This is a genomic window from Pseudomonas sp. AC112 (assembly GCF_979253545.1).
Window position 1 is genome coordinate 6,568,744 of sequence record NZ_CEEDCM010000001.1, and the last position, 19,210, is coordinate 6,587,953.

Annotated in this window: 17 protein-coding genes; 9 read left to right on the forward strand and 8 right to left on the reverse strand. The window is 60.2% G+C overall.

Annotated features, from left to right (window positions below; genetic code table 11):
- The first annotated feature begins 378 nt into the window (after window positions 1–378).
- From queD to codA, 7 genes are all read left to right on the forward strand, one after another.
- Window positions 379–735 (forward strand): 6-carboxytetrahydropterin synthase QueD, encoded by a 357-nt coding sequence (gene queD / locus AC0IYN_RS30170; protein ID WP_003190259.1) that lies wholly within the window; start codon window positions 379–381, stop codon window positions 733–735.
- Between the two features lie 116 nt (window positions 736–851).
- Window positions 852–2,183 (forward strand): IS4 family transposase, encoded by a 1,332-nt coding sequence (locus tag AC0IYN_RS30175; RefSeq protein ID WP_457240583.1) that lies wholly within the window; start codon window positions 852–854, stop codon window positions 2,181–2,183.
- An 80-nt stretch (window positions 2,184–2,263) separates the two neighbouring features.
- Window positions 2,264–2,710 carry a GNAT family N-acetyltransferase gene (locus AC0IYN_RS30180; RefSeq protein WP_406597888.1) on the forward strand — a complete coding sequence of 149 codons (447 nt, stop codon included), beginning with the start codon at window positions 2,264–2,266 and terminating at the stop codon, window positions 2,708–2,710.
- Window positions 2,711–2,712: 2 nt separating this feature from the next.
- Window positions 2,713–3,336, forward strand: coding sequence for an NUDIX hydrolase (locus AC0IYN_RS30185; RefSeq protein WP_078047776.1), 624 nt, complete (start codon window positions 2,713–2,715; stop codon window positions 3,334–3,336).
- A gap of 190 nt (window positions 3,337–3,526) precedes the next feature.
- Complete coding sequence (codB, locus tag AC0IYN_RS30190; protein ID WP_406597890.1) at window positions 3,527–4,795, forward strand: cytosine permease; 1,269 nt, start codon at window positions 3,527–3,529, stop codon at window positions 4,793–4,795.
- Window positions 4,792–5,997, forward strand: coding sequence for a PucR family transcriptional regulator (locus AC0IYN_RS30195; protein ID WP_457248113.1), 1,206 nt, complete (start codon window positions 4,792–4,794; stop codon window positions 5,995–5,997). Before codB ends, AC0IYN_RS30195 begins: the two co-directional genes overlap by 4 nt.
- Before the next feature lie 27 nt (window positions 5,998–6,024).
- Window positions 6,025–7,260 (forward strand): cytosine deaminase, encoded by a 1,236-nt coding sequence (gene codA, locus AC0IYN_RS30200; protein ID WP_100491115.1) that lies wholly within the window; start codon window positions 6,025–6,027, stop codon window positions 7,258–7,260.
- A 9-nt stretch (window positions 7,261–7,269) separates the two neighbouring features.
- Here the strand turns inward: codA and AC0IYN_RS30205 are convergent, their stop codons facing one another.
- The 5 genes from AC0IYN_RS30205 to AC0IYN_RS30225 form a co-directional block, all read right to left on the reverse strand.
- A complete protein-coding gene (locus AC0IYN_RS30205; RefSeq protein WP_406597892.1) occupies window positions 7,270–9,420 on the reverse strand; it encodes a lipase family protein in 2,151 nt (716 codons plus the stop codon).
- A gap of 14 nt (window positions 9,421–9,434) precedes the next feature.
- Window positions 9,435–10,214: a hypothetical protein gene (locus tag AC0IYN_RS30210; RefSeq protein WP_406597893.1), complete on the reverse strand. Its 780-nt coding sequence runs from the start codon at window positions 10,212–10,214 to the stop codon at window positions 9,435–9,437.
- Window positions 10,207–11,043: a DUF4123 domain-containing protein gene (locus AC0IYN_RS30215; protein ID WP_406597894.1), complete on the reverse strand. Its 837-nt coding sequence runs from the start codon at window positions 11,041–11,043 to the stop codon at window positions 10,207–10,209. The genes AC0IYN_RS30210 and AC0IYN_RS30215 overlap by 8 nt, the downstream gene beginning before the upstream one ends.
- Entirely contained in the window at window positions 11,043–13,061 is a 2,019-nt protein-coding gene (locus AC0IYN_RS30220) for a type VI secretion system Vgr family protein (protein WP_457239730.1), read from the reverse strand. Before AC0IYN_RS30220 ends, AC0IYN_RS30215 begins: the two co-directional genes overlap by 1 nt.
- 301 nt (window positions 13,062–13,362) lie before the next feature.
- The gene (locus AC0IYN_RS30225) at window positions 13,363–14,349 is read right to left on the reverse strand and encodes a diaminopimelate epimerase (protein WP_406597896.1); all 987 of its coding nucleotides are present in this window, start codon (window positions 14,347–14,349) and stop codon (window positions 13,363–13,365) included.
- A gap of 185 nt (window positions 14,350–14,534) precedes the next feature.
- Here AC0IYN_RS30225 and AC0IYN_RS30230 point away from each other — a divergent pair, with 185 nt between their 5' ends.
- Together AC0IYN_RS30230 and AC0IYN_RS30235 are read left to right on the forward strand one after the other, a co-directional pair.
- Window positions 14,535–15,197 (forward strand): carboxymuconolactone decarboxylase family protein, encoded by a 663-nt coding sequence (locus tag AC0IYN_RS30230; RefSeq protein ID WP_457239731.1) that lies wholly within the window; start codon window positions 14,535–14,537, stop codon window positions 15,195–15,197.
- Window positions 15,198–15,465: 268 nt separating this feature from the next.
- Entirely contained in the window at window positions 15,466–16,617 is a 1,152-nt protein-coding gene (locus tag AC0IYN_RS30235; protein WP_214498421.1) for an MFS transporter, read from the forward strand.
- Between the two features lie 3 nt (window positions 16,618–16,620).
- Here the strand turns inward: AC0IYN_RS30235 and AC0IYN_RS30240 are convergent, their stop codons facing one another.
- The 3 genes from AC0IYN_RS30240 to AC0IYN_RS30250 all read right to left on the reverse strand — a co-directional run bounded on the left by AC0IYN_RS30240 (window position 16,621) and on the right by AC0IYN_RS30250 (window position 19,183).
- Window positions 16,621–17,187 carry a type III secretion effector protein gene (locus AC0IYN_RS30240; RefSeq protein ID WP_457239733.1) on the reverse strand — a complete coding sequence of 189 codons (567 nt, stop codon included), beginning with the start codon at window positions 17,185–17,187 and terminating at the stop codon, window positions 16,621–16,623.
- 340 nt (window positions 17,188–17,527) lie between these two features.
- Window positions 17,528–17,701, reverse strand: a complete 174-nt coding sequence (locus tag AC0IYN_RS30245; protein WP_457239734.1) for a hypothetical protein — start codon at window positions 17,699–17,701, stop codon at window positions 17,528–17,530.
- Between the two features lie 462 nt (window positions 17,702–18,163).
- Entirely contained in the window at window positions 18,164–19,183 is a 1,020-nt protein-coding gene (locus AC0IYN_RS30250) for a type III secretion effector protein (protein WP_471844686.1), read from the reverse strand.
- Window positions 19,184–19,210: the final 27 nt, after the last annotated feature.

Consider the following 19,210-nt stretch of genomic DNA (forward strand, 5'->3'; position numbering starts at 1 on the left):
GGCACACCGAGCGTGAGCGAGGTGCCGAGTGTTGGGGCAAGAGCCCTTTGGTTACTTTGGGGCTTTTCCAAAGTGACCCGCCGTAAGGGCGGAACCCATAGCAGCCGTTACCCAAGTAACGGATATGTACCCGGTCAGATCCAACATCCAGGTCAGCTGCCAGCCCGCCATCGCTGGCAAGCCAGCTCCTACAGTTGGATCGCGGGGTGACCGTTAGATTGTGGTCGGCTGTCAGACCGCCAGCGGCAGCAAGCCCCCTCGCCACCTGCCATCAACATTTCACCCGCAAGCCGCCCCCTACAGAGGGACGGTATGCGCAGCAACGAATCAAGCTGTTAAACTCGCCGCCTGCCAGACATCGACCGAGCTGAAAACACTGTGGAAATCTTCAAGGAATTTACATTCGAATCCGCCCACCGCCTGCCCCACGTACCGGAAGGCCACAAATGCGGGCGCCTGCACGGGCATTCGTTCAAGGTGGCAATCCACCTGAGCGGCGACCTGGATCCCCATACCGGCTGGATTCGCGACTTCTCGGAGATCAAGGCGATCTTCAAGCCGCTCTATGAACGTCTCGACCACAACTACCTCAATGACATCCCAGGCCTGGAAAACCCCACCAGCGAAGTGCTGGCCAAGTGGATCTGGAATGAATTGAAACCCCTGCTGCCCGAGCTCAGTGCGATCCGCATCCACGAGACCTGCACCAGCGGCTGCATCTATCGCGGCGAATAAGCCGGCGCGATGAAAAAACCACCCTTGCGGTTAATGCCGATCAGTTAAGCCATCTCGCTTGACCTTTGGCCGCAAGAAATCAAAATCCGATGCCTGTACTGGCATCGGATTTTTTTATGCGTCTCGCTCGGGCACTGGAACTGACCCACAACTTCGCTTCCACTCCAAACTCAATCGAGGGATTGGATTCCTTGCTCGATCCTTCTCTGGTCGAGCAGGCGCTTGAACAGGCCGGTGTGGCGACGCTGCGCAAGCGACGCTTGCCGCTGGAAATGATGCTCTGGTGCGTGATTTCCATGGCGTTCTTCCGGCGCATGTCAGCGTGGGATGTGGTCAGTCGCATGAACATCATGCTGCCGGGTCAACGCCCGTTAGTGGCCCCCAGCGCTGTAGTCCAGGCACGTCAGAGACTCGGTAGCGAAGCCGTACGACAGGTCTTCGACCTGACTCAGAAAAGTTGGCATGAAGCAGCTAACCATCCGACTTGGGCCGGTTTGCGCTTGTTGGGCGTCGACGGTGTCGTCTGGCGAACGCCTGACACCCCCGAAAATCGAGCGCGCTACGATTCGGCCAGCAACCAGCACGGCGACACCGGTTTCCCCCAGGTACGCATGGTCTGTCAGATGGAATTGACGAGTCACATGTTGATCGGCAGTGCATTTGATGGCTATCGCAGCAACGAAATGAAACTGGCCGAACAACTGATCGACACCACGCCCGATCACTCGTTGACTCTCTTCGATCGCGGCTTCTACTCCTTGGGATTGCTGCACCAATGGCAGCAAGCAGGCACCGAGCGCCATTGGCTGATGCCACTGCGCAAAGGTGCGCAGTACGAAGTTGTTCAGCGTTTGGGCCGTCAGGATGCAGTGGTCTCGTTAAGCACTTCGCCGCAGGCCCGCAAGCAATGGCCGGGACTGCCCGAGCGCCTGATTGCGCGACTGCTGAGCAAAACCGTCAAGGGCAAGGTGTGTCAGATCCTGACGTCAATGATCGACCCGCTGCGCTTCCCGTCTGATGAAATCGTCGACCTGTACAGCCAGCGATGGGAGATCGAATTGGGCTTTCGGGAGATGAAACAGACGCTGCTCAACAGCAGCTATACCTTGCGTAGCAGGACGCCCGAGATGATCGAGCAGGAACTATGGGGCGTGTTGCTGGGCTACAACCTGTTGCGCTATCAGATGGTAGAAATGAGCCGTCACTGCCCGGGTATTTACCCATGTGAAATGAGCTTTACCGCCTGTACCTGGGCAATTTTAGGGTTTATCAACAGCGTCTCGGCCGACCGCTCCGGGAACATCCCCAAATACCTGGCCGAGCTTCATGCTTCAGCGCCGCACTATGTCCTGCCTCATCGGCGAGAGGAGCGTATTTATCCCCGAGCCATCCGGCTCAAATCACCGAAGTATCCAATCAGAAATAAAAATGCCAGTCAGCTTAACTGACTGGCATTACCCTTGCGGTGGTTTTTTTGTGCCTGGCTCCCTTACAGTCATGGCTCCCTACCCACAAGGAGCCCGCTGCAATGATGCGCCCCGCCACGAGCCATGATGTTGCTGCTATCGAGGCTATCGTCCAGGCAGCCTACGCGCCATACATCGAACGGATCGGCCGCAAGCCCGGGCCGATGCTGGAGGATTATCACCAGCACGTGGAAGCCGGTGGCGTGCATGTGCTGGAGCATGCCGGGCGGGTACGGGGGTTTATTGTCCTGCGGGACACAGACGGCGCGCTGTTGCTGGATAACCTCGCCGTCGCCCCGGACGCCCAGGGCCTGGGCTTCGGGCGGTTGCTGATGGCTTTCGCCGAACAACAGGCGCTGGGCGCTGGCTTCGCCGCCATCCGCCTGTACACCAACGAAGCCATGAGCGAGAACATCACGCTGTACACCCGGCGTGGCTATGTCGAGACCCACCGCGCCGAAGAACACGGCCTGCGTCGGGTGTACATGACCAAGCACCTGCAGGAGTGACCATGGAAAACACCTGGCTGGCCCAGGCCAAACGCTTGCAGGCATTGGCCTCCACGGGCCTGCACTTTTGCACCGATGATTTCGAACGCGAGCGCCTGGAAGAAATTGCCGAGATTGCCCACAGCATGCTCGCGCAATTGGGCAATGTGCCCTTGGAGCGTATCACCGGGTTGGTCACCGACTTTGCCCAGCGCTATTCGACGCCGATGATCGACGTGCGCGGTGCGGTCATTGAGGGCGACCGGATTCTGCTGGTGCGCGAATTGACCGATGGCTGCTGGGCGTTGCCGGGCGGGTATGCCGACATCGGCTTGTCTGCGGCGGAAAATATCGTCAAGGAGATTCGCGAGGAAGCCGGGCTGACGGTGACAGCGCGGGCGTTGTACAGCGTCACGCACAAGGCCAAGGGCTTGTATCGGCCGGACGTGCGGGACTTCTACAAGCTGTACTTCCTGTGTGAACCGGTGGATCAGTCGGCGCCGATGGCGGGTTTCGAGACCACTGAAGTGGGCTTTTTCCGCCTCGATGAGCTGCCGCCGCTGTCCCGAGGGCGCACCATCGAAAGTGATCTGGAGGCTGCATTCGCCTTCCATCGTGGCGAGACGACCTCCACGCTGTTCGACTGATCCATTTTGTATCACCGCTGCACCGCTTTCGTGCCCGATTGGGCACTGCGACCACCTCTGCCGCCATTTCCCCCTGTTTGGCCATGAGTACTGTGCACGGTGCACAGCACTGACCGTGCGCCCGTCACTGCTGTCGGCTTGGCACGCGCGGTGCAATAGGCCTGCGTCACTCATTCAGGGAGCAAGGCACATGACGCAGCAAGAACCGGGCAACGATTATCCCCTCAGCGAAGTCCCGATGCATGCGCGCAAGGGCCTGGCGTCGACCGCCATGGTGCTGCTGGGCTTTACGTTTTTCACCGCGACCATGTTTGCCGGCGGCAAGCTGGGGGTGGCGTTCAGTTTCACCGACATGCTCGGCGTCGTGGCCTTGGGTAACTTGCTGCTGGGCATCTACGCCGCTGGACTGGGTTACATCGCGTTCAAGAGCGGGCTGAATTCGGTGCTGATGGGCCGATTCTGCTTCGGTGAAGTTGGCAGCAAGCTCAGCGACTTGATCCTCGGCTTTACCCAGATCGGCTGGTACGCCTGGGGTACCGCCACGGCCGCCGTGGTCTTGGGCAAGTACTTCGAGCTGGGCCAGGGCAGCGTACTGGCGTTGATGGTGCTGTTCGGCCTGGTGTTCTGCGCCACGGCCTACATCGGCTATCGCGGGCTGGAGATTTTGTCCTATATCGCGGTGCCAGCAATGGGCATCCTGTTGTTTCTGTCGATGTGGGTCGCCACGGTGAAGGTCGGCGGGCTGGACGGATTGCTCGCCGTGGTGCCGACCGGTGAGTTGGACGTGTCGACGGCGATCACCCTGGTGTTTGGCACCTTTGTCAGTGGCGCGACCCAGGCCACCAACTGGACGCGCTTTTCGCGCTCGGCCAAGGTTGCGGTGCTGGCCAGCCTGATCGGCTTCTTTATCGGCAACGGCTTGATGGTGCTGATCGGCGCCTACGGAGCCATCGTCTATCAACAACCGGACGTGGTCGAAGTGTTGCTGCTGCAAGGCTTTGCCATGGCGGCGATGGCCATGTTGCTGCTCAACATCTGGAGCACTCAGGACAACACCATCTACAACTTCGCGGTGGCCGGCTGCAACCTGCTGCGCACCAAGCGGCGCAAGACCGTGACCCTGGCCGGTGCGGTGATCGGCACCCTGCTGGCGTTACTCGGCATGTACGACATGCTGGTGCCGTACCTGATTCTGCTGGGCACGGTGATCCCACCGATTGGCGGGGTGATCATGGCTGACTTCTTCTACCGCTATCGCGGCCACTATCCACGCCTGGCCGATGCACGCCTGCCAGCGTTCAACTGGACAGGGCTGGTGGCCTATGCGGTGGGCACGGTGCTGGCGTTCAACTCGCCCTGGGTCGCGCCGTTGGTGGGCATTGTTGCCGCATCGCTGACCTACATCGTGCTCACCGCCGTGCTGCGGGTGCGTGCGCCCTTGGCTGACGCCCAGGCATGAACCTGACCATTGCCGAGGTGCTGGCCCTGCCGGGCCTGGAGTCCATGCACCTGCGCGCCGGTGCGGCAGGCCTGGAGAATGGCGTGCGCTGGCCCTATGTGGCGGAAAACAGCGGGATTGCCGAGTGGGTGCTGGGCGGCGAATTGGTATTCGTCACCGGGATCAACCACCCGCGGGATGAAGCCAACTTGTTGCAACTGCTGGACGAGGCCTGTCAGCGCCAGGTGGCCGGGTTGGTGATCCTCACGGGGCCGGCGTATATCCAGGCGATCCCCCAGCGCTTGCTGGAGGCCGCCGAGGCCGCTGGCATGCCGCTGATCGAACAGCCTTATTCGCTGAAGATGGTGCTGGTGACCCAGGCCATTGGCTCGGCGCTGATCCAGTCCGAACAATTGGGGCGCTCTCGGCACGATGTGCTGGAGCGTTTGCTGACTGGCGATTACCAATCCCTGGATTTGCTGCTGCACCGTGGCGTGCAATTGGGCCTGACGCTGGCCGGTCACTGGCAGGTTGTGCAGCTGCAATTGGAAGGCAGTGAGTTGCTGTTTGCCCAGGGCGATGCCGCGTATGTCGAGGCACAACTGGCCTGGCAGCATGACGCTATCAGCCGGCGTTTGCGCCAGTTGTCGGCGGGGCTTCCGGTACTCGGCCGGGCCGGGCAATGGACGCTGCTGCTGCCGGCGCCGGATGCTGTCGCCGCCTTGGCTAATCGCCAGCAATTGGCCGGTTGGCTCAACCCGCTGAACCTGCGCCTGGCGCCGCTCAAATTGTTTATCGGCCTCAGCGCCGCCGCGCACCCACCGGCCCGCCTGGCCCAGGCGCAGGATGAGGCGCGCCAGGCACTGGCGGCTGCGCGGCGATTCAGCGAGCGTGCCGGGCTGTGCGTGTACGACGAACTGGGCATGCTCAAATTGCTCAGCGGCGTGCGCGATCGCGCCCTGCTCGATCACTTCCTTAACGAACGCCTCGGCCCGTTGCTGCGCCACGACGCGCACCACGGCCCCAGCCTGATGCCCACCCTGGAGGCCTGGTTTCACGAGAATGGTAACCTTGTGGCCGCCGCACAGCGGTTGGCCGTGCACCGCAACACCCTGACGCACCGTATCCAGCGCATCGAAGCCCTGTGTGGCCTGACGCTGGATAACGCTTATGATCGCCTGGACATCGGTATCGCGCTGATGATCTGGCGACTGTCTGCCTGATTGTTTTTAGCCAAGAGGAACTTGCCCATGCACATCATCAACGCCCGCCTGCGCAACCGTGAAGGCCTGCATGATCTGCACCTGGAACATGGCCGGATCGCCAGCATCACCACGCAAACGGGGTCACCGATTGCGGCGGCCGACGACCTGGATGCCGCCGGCAACCTGGTAATTGCGCCCTTCGTCGAACCCCATATCCATCTCGACGCCACGTTGACCGCCGGCGAGCCGCGCTGGAACATGAGCGGCACCCTGTTCGAAGGCATTGAGTGCTGGGGCGAACGCAAGGCCACCATCACCCAGGAAGACACCAAGACCCGCGCCAAGAAGACGATCCAGGCCCTCGCCGCCCACGGGATCCAGCATGTGCGCACCCATGTCGACGTCACCGACCCGGACCTCACGGCGCTCAAGGCCATGCTGGAGGTCCGCCAGGAAAGTACGCACCTGATCGACCTGCAAATCGTTGCGTTCCCCCAGGAAGGCATCGAGTCCTACCGCAACGGCCGCGAACTGATGGAAGAGGCCATTCGCCTGGGCGCCGACGTGATCGGTGGCATTCCTCACTTTGAATACACCCGCGACCAGGGCGTGAGTTCGGTGAAGTTCCTGATGGACCTGGCCGAACGCACCGGCTGCCTGGTGGACGTGCACTGCGACGAAACCGACGACCCGCATTCGCGCTTCCTCGAAGTATTGGCCGAAGAGGCTCGCAGCCGTGGCATGGGCGCACGCGTCACCGCCAGCCACACCACCGCCATGGGCTCCTATGACAATGCCTACTGCGCCAAACTCTTTCGCCTGCTGGGGCACTCCGGTATCAGCTTCGTCTCCTGCCCCACCGAGAGCATTCACCTGCAAGGCCGCTTCGACACCTTCCCAAAACGCCGTGGCGTCACCCGGGTCAACGAACTGCTGGAGGCCGGCATGAACGTGTGCTTCGGCCAGGACTCCATCGTCGATCCCTGGTACCCCCTGGGCAATGGCAACATCCTACGGGTGCTCGAAGCCGGTTTGCACATCTGCCACATGCTCGGCTACCGCAACCTGCAGAATGCCCTCGACCTGGTCACCGACAACAGCGCCAAGGCCATGGCCCTGGGTGACCGCTACGGCCTGGAGCCTGGACGACCTGCCAACCTGTTGATCCTCTCGGCGGACAGCGACTACGAGGTGATCCGCAGCCAGGGCCTGCCGCTGTACTCGATCCGTGACGGCAAGGTGTTGATGAAGCGCCAGCCAGCCCAGGTTGAGTTCGTTTAAAGGCCTGGTTCAGACGATCGCGTCGATATCCAGCGTCTGCGCCCTCCCCCATTCGTGTGGCAGGTCGGGAGGGATGCTGGCGACCTGGGCCGGCTCACGGTTTTCGCGGTGGCTGAACCAACGCTTGAGGCTCGATTGCAAGTTGGCATTGTGGGCGTGACTGCCATAGACGTCTCGGGCTTCCAGACGGCGCCAACGCAGGCTTGCAAGGCGTTCGCGACTGGTGTGCAAGCGGTCGATCTCGGCGTTCAAGGCTTCGTTGTGCTCATAGCCACGGTCGTTGGCCGGCCTCAGGCGGGCCAGTTCACGGCGCTTGTTGCGCAGTTGCTGGCGCATGGTCTCAAGGGCACCGTCGACCCGTTCGAACTCCCTCGGCGTTATCAGGGGCCCGCTGCTTTCCTGGGTTTGTTGCCAACGCCGCAGGGTCGCCCAGGCGGCCGGGATGTAGCTGGCGGTCATGAAGTGCTGGTTGGCCTGGAATAGCTGCCGGAGCAGGTTGTCACGATTGGGCATGTCGCCGTGGAGTTGCAACGCTCGGTTGCAGCCGGCTTCCTGGATGGATTCACAACCCGGCTTCCACAACACCGAGGAATGCGTGCCATCTGCGAGCACGATCGGCATGAAGTGTTGCTGTTCGCCATGGTGCTGGTAGGGGTTGCCGCCGAAACGTACCAGGCCGGCGGCGAACAGCAGTCCACCTGGCGCGGGGGCGCTGAACAGTGTGACGGCGCCTGGGACCCAGAGTTTGGCGGTGGTGTTCATCCACGGGGCGGGCACGCTGGGGACGGGGTCGTTGTGGTTGACGATGCGGTGATGGACCAGGGTTGAGGCGCCGTGGGTGAATTCGGCGTCGGCGGCGCGGGGGGCGCCGTAGGTGTAGAGGAGGATGTTGTAGTTATGATCGGGAATGCGACGTAGCCCTTCTGCCAACAACAACGCAATTGCGCCGCCCAGGCTATGGCCGCAGATGACGATTCGTTGGCCTATATGAAACTGAGTGAGGTAGTGCAGCACGAAATCACGCATCGCCCGGTAAGCCTGATAGAAGCCTTCATGTGCCTTGCCGACACCCTCGGCGAAAGCCACCTGATGGGCGTTTGCATCGCGTAGACCATCGGCAGCGCTGGCGGTACCTCGCACAGCAATCAGGATCACCTCATCGTGATGACTGATAAAGGCCTGCGTATCAGTACCAAATTCTTCATCATCAAAAAAATGCAAACTCGCTGGGTGCTCCTGCTTCTCACCCAAGTCCGGTCGATTTTTTGGATACAACTCAGGATCGAAAGGCAAAATCTCGAAGCGTCGGGAATACGGGACCTCTTCGTAGATCGGATAGAAACGTTGCTGTTGCTCCGAATCGACTCGCCAGGCCTCGTGATAACCCGAGAGTTTTTCAGCAAAAAAATGACCGACGCTGGGGTCGAGTGGAAAACGAACCTCCTCTTGAGGCTGTTGAGGTGGCTCCTGGCCGAAATTGCAGTAACTCAAGGTGGCCATCAACGCAAGCTGATACAGGTTCAAGGCACAGAAGCTGTCTTCGGTTGAAAGCAACGGACGCAACGCCCGCAGTGGCCGAACCTCCAGAACGGTATGGTTGTTGGGAAATAATGCGATTCCCGCCAAACAAGATTGGGGTGGCCCGAAGCCAAGGTCCGCCAGCATCTTCAACGCGTGCCGCTGGGGTTGATGAGTTCGCTGCGCAATCGGTGGCAAGTGGGCGACATGACGGACCAGATCGCGAACTTCAACTTGATAAAATCGACCGGTTGTTTGTTGAACCTGATCATCTTCGGTACGCCGACCGTCGGAGCGAGCAAATCGAGTCCGTTCAGCACGAATTTGAAGCTCGGTGATAGGAAGCTTGTAGGCTGGGCGCGACATCAACCGCCGATACAACGGCTCTGTTCCTGAGTACAGGTCGTCAAAAACAAGCACTACAGGGCCGCAGTAAATATCTTTCAACTCGGCGAATCCGTCTCCATTCAGCCGACCTTTGTATTGTTGTCCCGCACTATCGTGAAGGGTGTAAGGCAGATCACCGTAGGCCGTCCCAACGCCGAGTTCATCCACCAGGCAAAAACTCACCCAATGCCCGCGCAATGCACAGGCCGGCTTGTTATCACTGAAAAAAGGTTGCTTCCGTGCTTCCAGGGTCATGAACTTGCTCCTTGTTACTTGCACGATGGATAGACATCACAGATGCGACCATCCGGCATTTTTACAGGCTTGAATTCGGTGGTATTACCGTCGCAAAACGCATACAGATCTTCAAAACTTTTACCTTTGCAACGCTTCCATCCGCCAGGAACGGCCACCCACGTATCGTCAAAATAGGGTGCTTCCTCATCAGTCACTACAAGCGTCGTCCTGAGGGTCTTTCCCCGTAACTGATCTCGCTGCACTACGACGCCTGTTTGTTGTTCTTGCGGCTGACTCGCCAGCCCAAAAGCGCTGCATGTAAGCAACTTAATGATTGCGTGCTGTGGGCCCACAGTCCGAAACCTCCACTGACATCGTCGGTGTAGTTCCTGAACTCCCGTCTCTGGCATCCCCGGTACATCAGGGTCCGAATAATCTCGAACCGAGAAGCTTGAATTATCTCCTCCAACGTCTGAATCTCGGGGCCCCCACTTCGCATACGTTCTAAAATCCACACTGCGCAACACCGTAGGGCACCCTTCAATGACCTCAGTCAGCGGTAGCTCAAAACTCACGCGTTCAGCCACCGGTTTGTAACGCGCAATAATGATCTTCCTCTCAGGTCGCTTGCCTCGACGCCTAGGCAACGTGCAGGTTTCCCCCGTCGCGGGCCCATAGTTGGCGCCACCGATGAAGCGAAATTCCGCCGGCAAATCCACCTCCAATGTAAACCGCTCAACTGGCGTCCTCGCGCACCCCGTCAGCCCCACACCCCCAAGCGCTATCCACACAATCCACCTTCGCCTACTCATCCTTTTCCCCCGTGAATGTCCACTGTGCTACTACCCGTTCAAAGTGCTGCCCCGGTGCCTCCCCGACCAGCGGCTGCCAGCGAATCACACTGTTGCGCGTGGCCTCTTCCAACCGTCTAACCACCAGAAACTCCAGCTGTTCCGGCCCCCGCCATTGCCAGGCGCGGGCCTGTTCAAGTACCTGCACCAGCCAGATCCTTGGATCCTGAAACTCCGCCAGCGCGACCAGGTCTTCGCTGTGCTCGGTCAACAGGTAACGCAGGATATTGGCGTGCAGAATGGCCGCTGCGTTGGGGTTGGGCGTGTCCAGCCAGGGCGCGGGGACCGGTACCGGGTACTCGCCGGGAGCTGGATTGTCAGCCGTGCGCCAGCGGCCCTCGTGCCAGTAGCACACGCTGATCAATGGTCCGAGAAACGCCGGCCAGTGCTCCGGATCCAGGTGGGCCAGCGCACGCGCCAGGGTGCGGTTGTCGTGAAAACGGTACATCGACTGGGCGCCTTCCGAGCCCACCAGCAGCCTGTCACGCCAGTGTCGAGTCACGGCCGCCAGGTCCTCGCTGGGCAGACTGCCCAGCCATCCCCAATTCGTCTCGGGCTGTTGCAGAAGGCCGAGTAATTCAGGCTCATTGATCTGTTCCAGCAACAGGATCACCGGGCCTTGTGCCTCTAATTCCGCTACGGCGGTCTCGGCATAAAGGCTGCAATACGGTGGCAAGTCGCGTACCGCCAGCAGCGACTGACGCGCAACATTTTGCCGCTCAAGGATCAGGCACAGTCGCTGTCCTGCCTGCTGCTGTTGGTCCATCCATTGGCCCGGCATGTTCGGCATCACGCGGCCCTCCCTGGCAGGTCACAGGGGCCTTCGCGGCAGCGCTCGCATACCGCGCAGTAATCGGCGCCCAGCCGCCTGGCCAGGTTCATGATGGTGCCTTGCACCGTGGAGATCTTTGGCCCGTCAGGCGGCACGGAGACGTTCGCCATTTGGGCGATGGCCGGCGAACCACCCAGGGTGATGGGTCGACTGCTGAAAATGCCGCCCGCCTGGATGACGAGGTGCTCGCCGCCCGCCTTGAGGCTCAGTTGCGCCCCGGCGTCGATCACCAGGCTGGCACCGGACTTGAGGTGAAGCTGCTGCCCCGCCTCGACGAACAGGGTCCGGCCAACGCGCGTCCGGCTGTCGTCTTGTACGTCGAGGTGGTCGCTCGCTTTGAGTACGACGCGACGATCACCGCCGACCTGGCGATGTTCTTCACTGCCCAGGTGCGTCGTGCTCATCCCCTGGATGACTTCCCGCCGCTCACCCGCCACTTCCAAGCGGCTGTCATGACCAACCTGCTGCTCCAGGTCCCGTTGCGCACGCAGGTAAATCAGCTCCTCGCCACGGCGGTCTTCCAGGTACAGCTCGTTGCCCCCTGCGCCGCCGAGGGTGCTGCGGCTGCGCAGGACACTGCGGGTCTTGTGTTGTGGCAAGGCATAGGCGGGCCTGTGCGACGCATTCGGCAGGCAACCGTTGATCAACGGCCGGTCCGGGTCGCCTTCCAGGAAGGTCACCAGCACTTCCATGCCCACTCTCGGGATCATCATCGCACCGAACCCATCGCCGGCCCATCCGGATGCAACCCGGACCCAGCAACTGCTTTTATCATCCACCTTGTCCAGGCGGTCCCAGTGGAAACGCACCTTCACCCGACCATAGGCGTCACAATGCACGTCCTCACCCGGCGGCCCGGTGACGGTTGCTGTCTGGCTGCCATTGATAGTCGGCTTGGGGTGCTTGAGGGGGGGTCGATGCACCGCTTGCCAAGGCGTCGCAGTAAAGCGATTGCGGTACATAAGGCCTGCATCGGTCGCCGGTGTTGCCTCTTCCAGCACTTGCGGTTGATACCCTTCGTGGCGCACCGACGTAATGAGCCACAACTCGTTGCAGGACGGATCGGGGTGATCGCGCAATTCAAGGAAATGCCCACTGCGCAGCGCGGGTTGATCACTCCTGCCCAATGCCCGAAGACGGTCGCGCTGGTGACGTTCCAATTCCCGCCGCGCCAATCGCTTGCCCCGCGAATGAGCGTTGAAGCCTGCAGGGTAGCGATAGTCCTCAAGCACTTGCGCAGCATCAGCGCCGGCGGTGTCCTGCAGGCGCAACGAGGGGTGTTCGAAGTCATGGTCGCGGCGCACCGTCATCTGGCTGCGTGTGCCCAGGCGCACATCGAAACGCTGGATAACCTGGGTATCAGCCTGTGGCCCGCCCGCAGTGCAATAGCGCTGCACGGGCAAGCGGCGAAACACCGTCTGGTCATCACCGAATACCAACAAGTGGGCGTTCGCGCTGTGACGAAAATGGTAGTGAATGCCCTCCTCTTCACACAGCCGCTGGATAAAGTGCAGGTCGCTTTCCGCGTACTGCACACAGAACGTGCGCGGCGGGTAAACCACGGGGCCCAACTCGAACACGTAGGCGTCTGCCAGGATGCCGTGTTGCTCAAGGACTGCCGCGATGACCTGTGGCACGCTGCGCTGCTGGAAGATTCGCTGGTCGCGTCGGTGTGCAAGGCAAGCCAGGCGGGGTGCCAGGGTCAGGTGATAGCGCGTGACACGCCGGCCCGGGTCATCGCGGCCAATGGCGTAAACCTGCCCATGCAGGCCGCCATTCGTCTCGCCGAAGTCCAGGTACGCGGGTTGGTGGAGCAACGTTTGCAGGTCAAGGGCAGGGTCTTCACTCACCACCTGTACACGCATGGAAAACGGCTGGTCAAGGAACTCGCTGCCTTTGAATGCCAGCACTTGGAAGTCGGTGTTAATACTTGGAAGTGTCAGTTTGAAACGTGACGAAACAAACGCGTCAACCATCCTTTGTTACCCGCCGCTAATGAATGACCACCCTGGAGTACCCTTTCTCGCCAAATAAAAAGTTACCGAGAAAAAGCGCCTGAACGCCTCAAAGCTTAGCGATTACGGGCGAAAATCGACCGCTTTAAAATAAAAAAGAAGTTTCGTACAGCGAAGTTGGAAGTATCTTTTACAAAACAATAAAACGCGTCAATGTGCCACTTCTTAATAATAGGAAATGCCCTACATTAACGTTCGTCAGAGTAACTAACTGACAGAGAAACAGCTGACACCCAATTACGGCGTCAACTGCTCAACACACTTACGCTTGCAACCGTGCAGTGCCGAACAGGCTGACGCTCAGCACCGTGTCGCCCTGAGTGCGCAAGCGTACCGGCGCAATGCCACCCGGCATCACCACCGCGACTTCACCGCTCTCGACCCAGCCCGCACGCCAGGCTGCGCATGCCACCGCGCTGGCGCTGGTTCCGGAAGACGCCGTGGGCCCCTCTCCGCGCTCGAACACCCGTGCAATGACGCGGTTGCCGGACTGGCGCGCCGCCCATTGCAAGTTGACTCCCGCCCCACATGGCTGGCCGCCACCGACCGGGGGCGCAAAGGCGATCGCCTTCAAGGGGTCGAACAGCGCTGGCTGCAGCATCTGGGCGTTGTCTGGCAACGCTGATATTTGCTGGACCAACGTCACACAGTGCGGATTACCTACCCGAACAAATTGACTGGTCGCCCACTGAGGGTTGATCGCCGCCAGCGCACTGACGTGGCTCAGTTCGGCCCGGTCCAGAAACACCTGGCCAACCGCCTGCGCACCCACGGCCGTCGGACCAAACGCCGGCGCACCCAGCTCAAGCCAGAACCCCGCGACCCGTTCACGAACGGCGGGCTCCACCCGCGTGGCGACTGGCGATAGCGTATCCGTTTGGTCGTGATGGACCCGCAACTCACAGGCCGCGTCCATCAGGCCCTGATCGGTGAGGGCCTGGGCGAAAATCGTCAAGCCATTGCCACTACGCTCGGCCAGGGAGCCGTCGGTGTTGACGATCAGCAGGTCGAACGGTGGCTCGGACTGGAACGGCCCGACCAGCAAGCCATCACAGCGGTGAGCCTTGCCACCGGCCGGGCGTGATGCAGAGTCCCACTCACATTCAGAGGCAATGGCCGATGCTGCCCAATGGTTGCGAGTGCCCGCCGCCAAGTCAGCGCGCTCGGGTATATCAATGCCCTTGCCTCTCAAAGAGGTCGGGCTGACCACGCCATAGATATTGCCGCGGGCGTCGTAGAAGAGGGTCATGAGTCATCCACCTGACAATGCGTTGATGATCGAAATCAAAAAAGGGTGTTCGACTGTATGGGATTTCGACACCACACATCCTACGCAACACTACACTCTCAATTCCCCTGGATGGACGTTTTCATCAGGCCGAAGCCCGTGCGCAGTCGAGCAAACGCCGTCCTCTCTCGTTGGAGGATGCCACCATGAAGACTCACGTTTCAAAAGATCCTGTTGAAGTGCTGTACGAAGAAGGCCGCAAGACATTCATCGGGCTGGTACCCGGTGGAGGTCAACAACTGGACGCACTGTTCCACACCGCACCCGCCCTCGGTAAATTGGCGGTAGGCACCGTGTACGGATACCTGCACAGCCAACCCGACCTTGACCCCCGCTTGCAAGAGGCTGCTATTTTTGCCGCGATTGTGGCGGCGGGCATGGTCGGGCCGCCTTTGAGCGTGCACTTCAAGACCAGTCTCGCCGAAGGCCTGGCGCCGGGAGAGTTGACTGCACTGTTGTTGGTGGTCTCGGCTTTTACAGGTTTCCCCCGTGCGGTGGCGACGGCTGATCAACTCAACCTGCTGTTCGCCAATGCAGGCTTGCCCTCTCCCCCACCACCCGCGCCACGCGCCATAGTCATGGCTTTTTGCGACAGTGTGCGCCGGGGTCAGCCCTCCTTCCCGGTAGATGTCACGATCCGCAAACTCCTGCGCAAACCCCGCCGGCTGTCGCTGCACGCCACAGCTGCGGATCGAGTGGTGATCGAGAGTTACAAGGGCACGCAAACCAATCCCCGAGGGATGCTGCTGGTACGGGTGGCAAACACCGAAGTTGTTGAGGTCACCGCCTATACACCGATGCCTGGCTGACGCGGTTTCAGAGGCGGCCTGGAAGGTGGTAATCCACCGCGAGAACCCTGGGGTTCAAACGCTCCCGCTGGGATTACGCACCTTCCAGGCCGCCTCCTATAAAGTTGATACTGCTTATGTGGCAGCAAACCACCCTGGCGTTCCATGTTGTAAAAATAAAATTCAGGGCAGCCGGAATCCCAAGGGAACCCGGCTCGCACACCAAGGCCTGATGTGCAAGGATGTCGCGCCGGACATCGTTCGTTGAACGCAAAACCAAGGATTTTTCATGACTGCCATCCCCACCTCAGCGCCCGTGGTTCCCGGGCGGCTGGAGCAAATGTCGACCCGTATCGCTTTTTTCATTGCCGGGTTCGGCATTGCCGCCTGGGCGCCGCTGGTGCCCTATGCCAAGGCCCGCGCCGGGCTGAGTGAAGGCACGCTGGGCCTGTTGCTGCTGTGCCTTGGCGTCGGTTCGATCATCGCCATGCCCGCAGCAGGTGCATTGGCCTCGCGTTTCGGCTGCCGACGCGTATTGAGCGCCGGGACAATCATGATCTGCCTGGCATTGCCGATACTGGCGACGGTCAGTTCGATTCCCTTACTAATGGCCGGCTTGTTCCTGTTTGGCGCCGGCCTGGGCACGGTGGATTCCACGGTCAACCTGCAGGCGGTGATCGTTGAACGCGCCAGCGGTAAAACCATGATGTCGGGATTTCACGGCCTGTTCAGCCTCGGGGGGATTGTCGGGGCGGCGGGTGTCTCGGGCTTGCTGGGCCTGGGCTTGTCGCCGCTGCAGGCGACCCTGGTGGTGATCGTCATCACGCTGGCGGCGTTGCTCAAGGCTGCACCGCACCTGTTGCCGTATGGCAGTGAAAGCTCTGGCCCGGCGTTTGCCGTGCCCCACGGCGTGGTGCTGTTTATCGGTTGCCTGTGCTTTATCGTGTTTCTCGCCGAAGGGGCGGTGCTCGACTGGAGCGCCGTGTTCCTGAGTGCCGAGCGCGGCCTGGATGAAGCTTATGCAGGCCTGGGATATGCCGCATTCGCCCTGACCATGACCGCGGGACGCCTGACCGGCGATGCCATTGTGCGGCGCCTGGGTGCCACGCGCGTCATCGTGATAGGTGGCGCGTTGGCCACTGCCGGCATGTTGCTGGCAACCTTGTTTCCTGCGTGGGAAACCGCACTGCTCGGCTATGCGCTGGTCGGCGCCGGCTGTTCGAATATCGTGCCGGTGCTGTACACCGCCGTTGGCAAGCAAACTGTCATGCCGGAACACATCGCGGTACCAGCCATCACCACCTTGGGTTACGCCGGCATTCTTGCCGGCCCCGCCTTGATTGGCTTTATCGCCCATGGCAGCAGCCTGAGCACCGCCTTTGTGTTGATCGCTGTGTTGCTGGCGGCAGTGGCCATCAGCGGTAAAATCCTCAAGGTGTGAACGTCAGCGTGCTTTGCGAGCCCTGTACCGCTCCCGCCAGAGTTCAAGGCTCTTGTTACTGAGGTAGCCTTCGTAATGAGGCGGACCGAACAATCGCGGGCCATTGACACGTTCGAGTGAGGACAACAGCCCCGGGCGTTCAATGATGTTTTTCACTGTGTAGACGCAGAGTTCGCTGTACTTGGGCTTGGGCATGCCGGTCGACAGTTCCAGCACAGGGGCACCTTCGCGATCAACTTCGTAGGGGTCCTGCACGACCTTCATGAGGGTTTCAATGGCGAGGTACTGGTACGATTCGAAAAGAAACGTGCGGTCCTTTGTCGGGTCCCTCAGTTGCTCAAACAGCTTTTGCAAACCTTGGACGACACAGTCATTGTCCTGGGCATGAAAGGGGTCCTGGCTGAATTCGCTTGGCGAGCTGTTGCCCGTTAACGCTGCAGCGGCGGCCCTGAGGCTGTCTCGCGTGATATCACCGTCGCGGTTCATGATCGCGTCAATCAGTGCTGGACGCTTGAGCATTTCGCGGACGACGCTGACGACTCTATTCAGCTCTTCGCTTTTCCCCATCATTCAGCGGCCACCCGACACAATACCGAGTACGTCAATCGGCCCTCTTTCAGATACGCATGCAGCGAACCGTAGTCTCTTTTCAACGCATCCACTAAATCACCATCGGACCATGTTGCATCGGGTTCGCTAATGCGCGCGCGTGCAGTGGGCGCATTCTGCAGCTTCAAGTGACTCAGCCCGGGTTGCGCCGTTCGCGACATCCGAGGCCTGTGCGTCCCGTCTGCCTGCGCAGCATAGACCTCATTCCAGGTGTTAGGCTGGACGGTCGGTTGTGGCGTAGGTGATCGCTCAGTTGCGAAATCCAGGGCCGGCGGGCCGAGTCTTGATACACCCTCGATAGTCATTCATTTTCTCCAACTTTTTCAAAACACACCGGTCCGGTGAACGCCACCGCAATCGCCGAAATCATCGAATGCATTCCAGGCAAACGGGTACCTGATGTGTGGCTGGATAAATAGGGCAGTTCCGTCAGATCGGTAATTACCCATGACAGCATGTAAATCGATGCCGCCATCCGGAATCAATTCCACCGCTGTCGACGCAGCCAGGTCTTCAAGCCGTCGAAGACCCCGGCGCGCCCTAGCGCTTTGGAATCATCCACCGGGTACAGTCCAGACTCGACCAAGCTACGGGAAAAGTCATCGGCGACCGGTGTCTGGAATGTGCTCTGGCCAGCGTAGGCCTTCATTCGGCGGGTTTCGGCGTCATGCGTATACGGATTCCCCTGCGCATCCTGCATAGCGACGCCCCGCCCTGCTGCAGGAGGAGCCGGCTCATGGCTATTGCTTTTGAACGCCTGGCCACCAAGGTGCGGGCACTTGAAGGAGGTTGAAGTCATTGGTTAGCTCTCACGCTTTGTCTGAAGAGTGACCGTTGTGATCAAAGCTGCTGGCTGGGAGGAAAGTCGCACATTGACGCACACCGTTTGCATGCAATGGAGGTGGCGCCATAACCGGTTACGGCGCCTGAACAGTGATCAGCGAGACGCCAGTAAAAGCGCCAGGAGACTGATTCGGCCATCACGGTCTTGACTCGCGAGGTTGTCCAATTTCGTTACTAGATCGCTGCGCTTGAGCATTTCCTGCGCCAACTGGATCAGATGGTCCTTCTCAGAATCCCCCGTCAGCGGGCTGGCAGCCAACTGTTTGAGGTCGTTGACCTGCAGGGACAGGTCCCACTGACTGCCTCGCAATTCTTTGAAATGCTCGAGCAGCTCTTGGACCACGTCTTTGTCGCTGTGGTATTTGAAGTAGTTGTCACCGTTGATGACCAGGCGCAGATTTTCTCGGTCGATCAAACCATCCAGTGCACCGGTGGAGCTGTGCCGGTCGATGGCATTCATCAACTCCGGACGTCGCAGCATTTCCCTGGCCAGGCGAATGTTCTCGTTCATGACGGGATCACTGGTCCACTTTTTATTCGCCATCTCATGAATACTGTCGGCGCTGACATAACCTGGGTTCTTGGGGTCCCGGAAGGCCCTGAAGTTGTCCAGCAACTGCTGCGCCAATTGTTCGTTGTTCTTCAAAGAGTACTGGGTGTCAACGCCGCCTGGCGGGGTCGGGAATGGCCTGCCGATCGTGGGCGTAGGTCGCGGCGGCGGGTTGCTCTCACCAGGATTCGGCCTGGGTGGCGGATTGCTCTCCCCCGGATTCGGCCTGGGTGGCGGTTTATTACCACACCCAGGGTCCATCGGTGGCCGGAAACCACTAAACAAACTGGTTATCCAGTCTTTGAGACTATTCAGGAAACTGTGCAGCATGGACACCTTGTCCTGACCCGACATTTGACGTTCCACGGGTGCCTGAGGATCACTCGGCACGGACCCGGACTTCTTCTCGTGGGAGTGAAAACTGATGGTTACGGTGGCATGGTCCTTGAAAGAAAGCCCAGTAGGCGCCGGGCCGCCGGGTTTGGCCGAAGGCTTGTCGTCTGCCAACGCTCGGTTGGGCGTGGTTGAAGCAGGTACGGATGCGTCGAGGGTCGATACCGACATGAGTTTCTCCAATACAGTGAGCGTGAC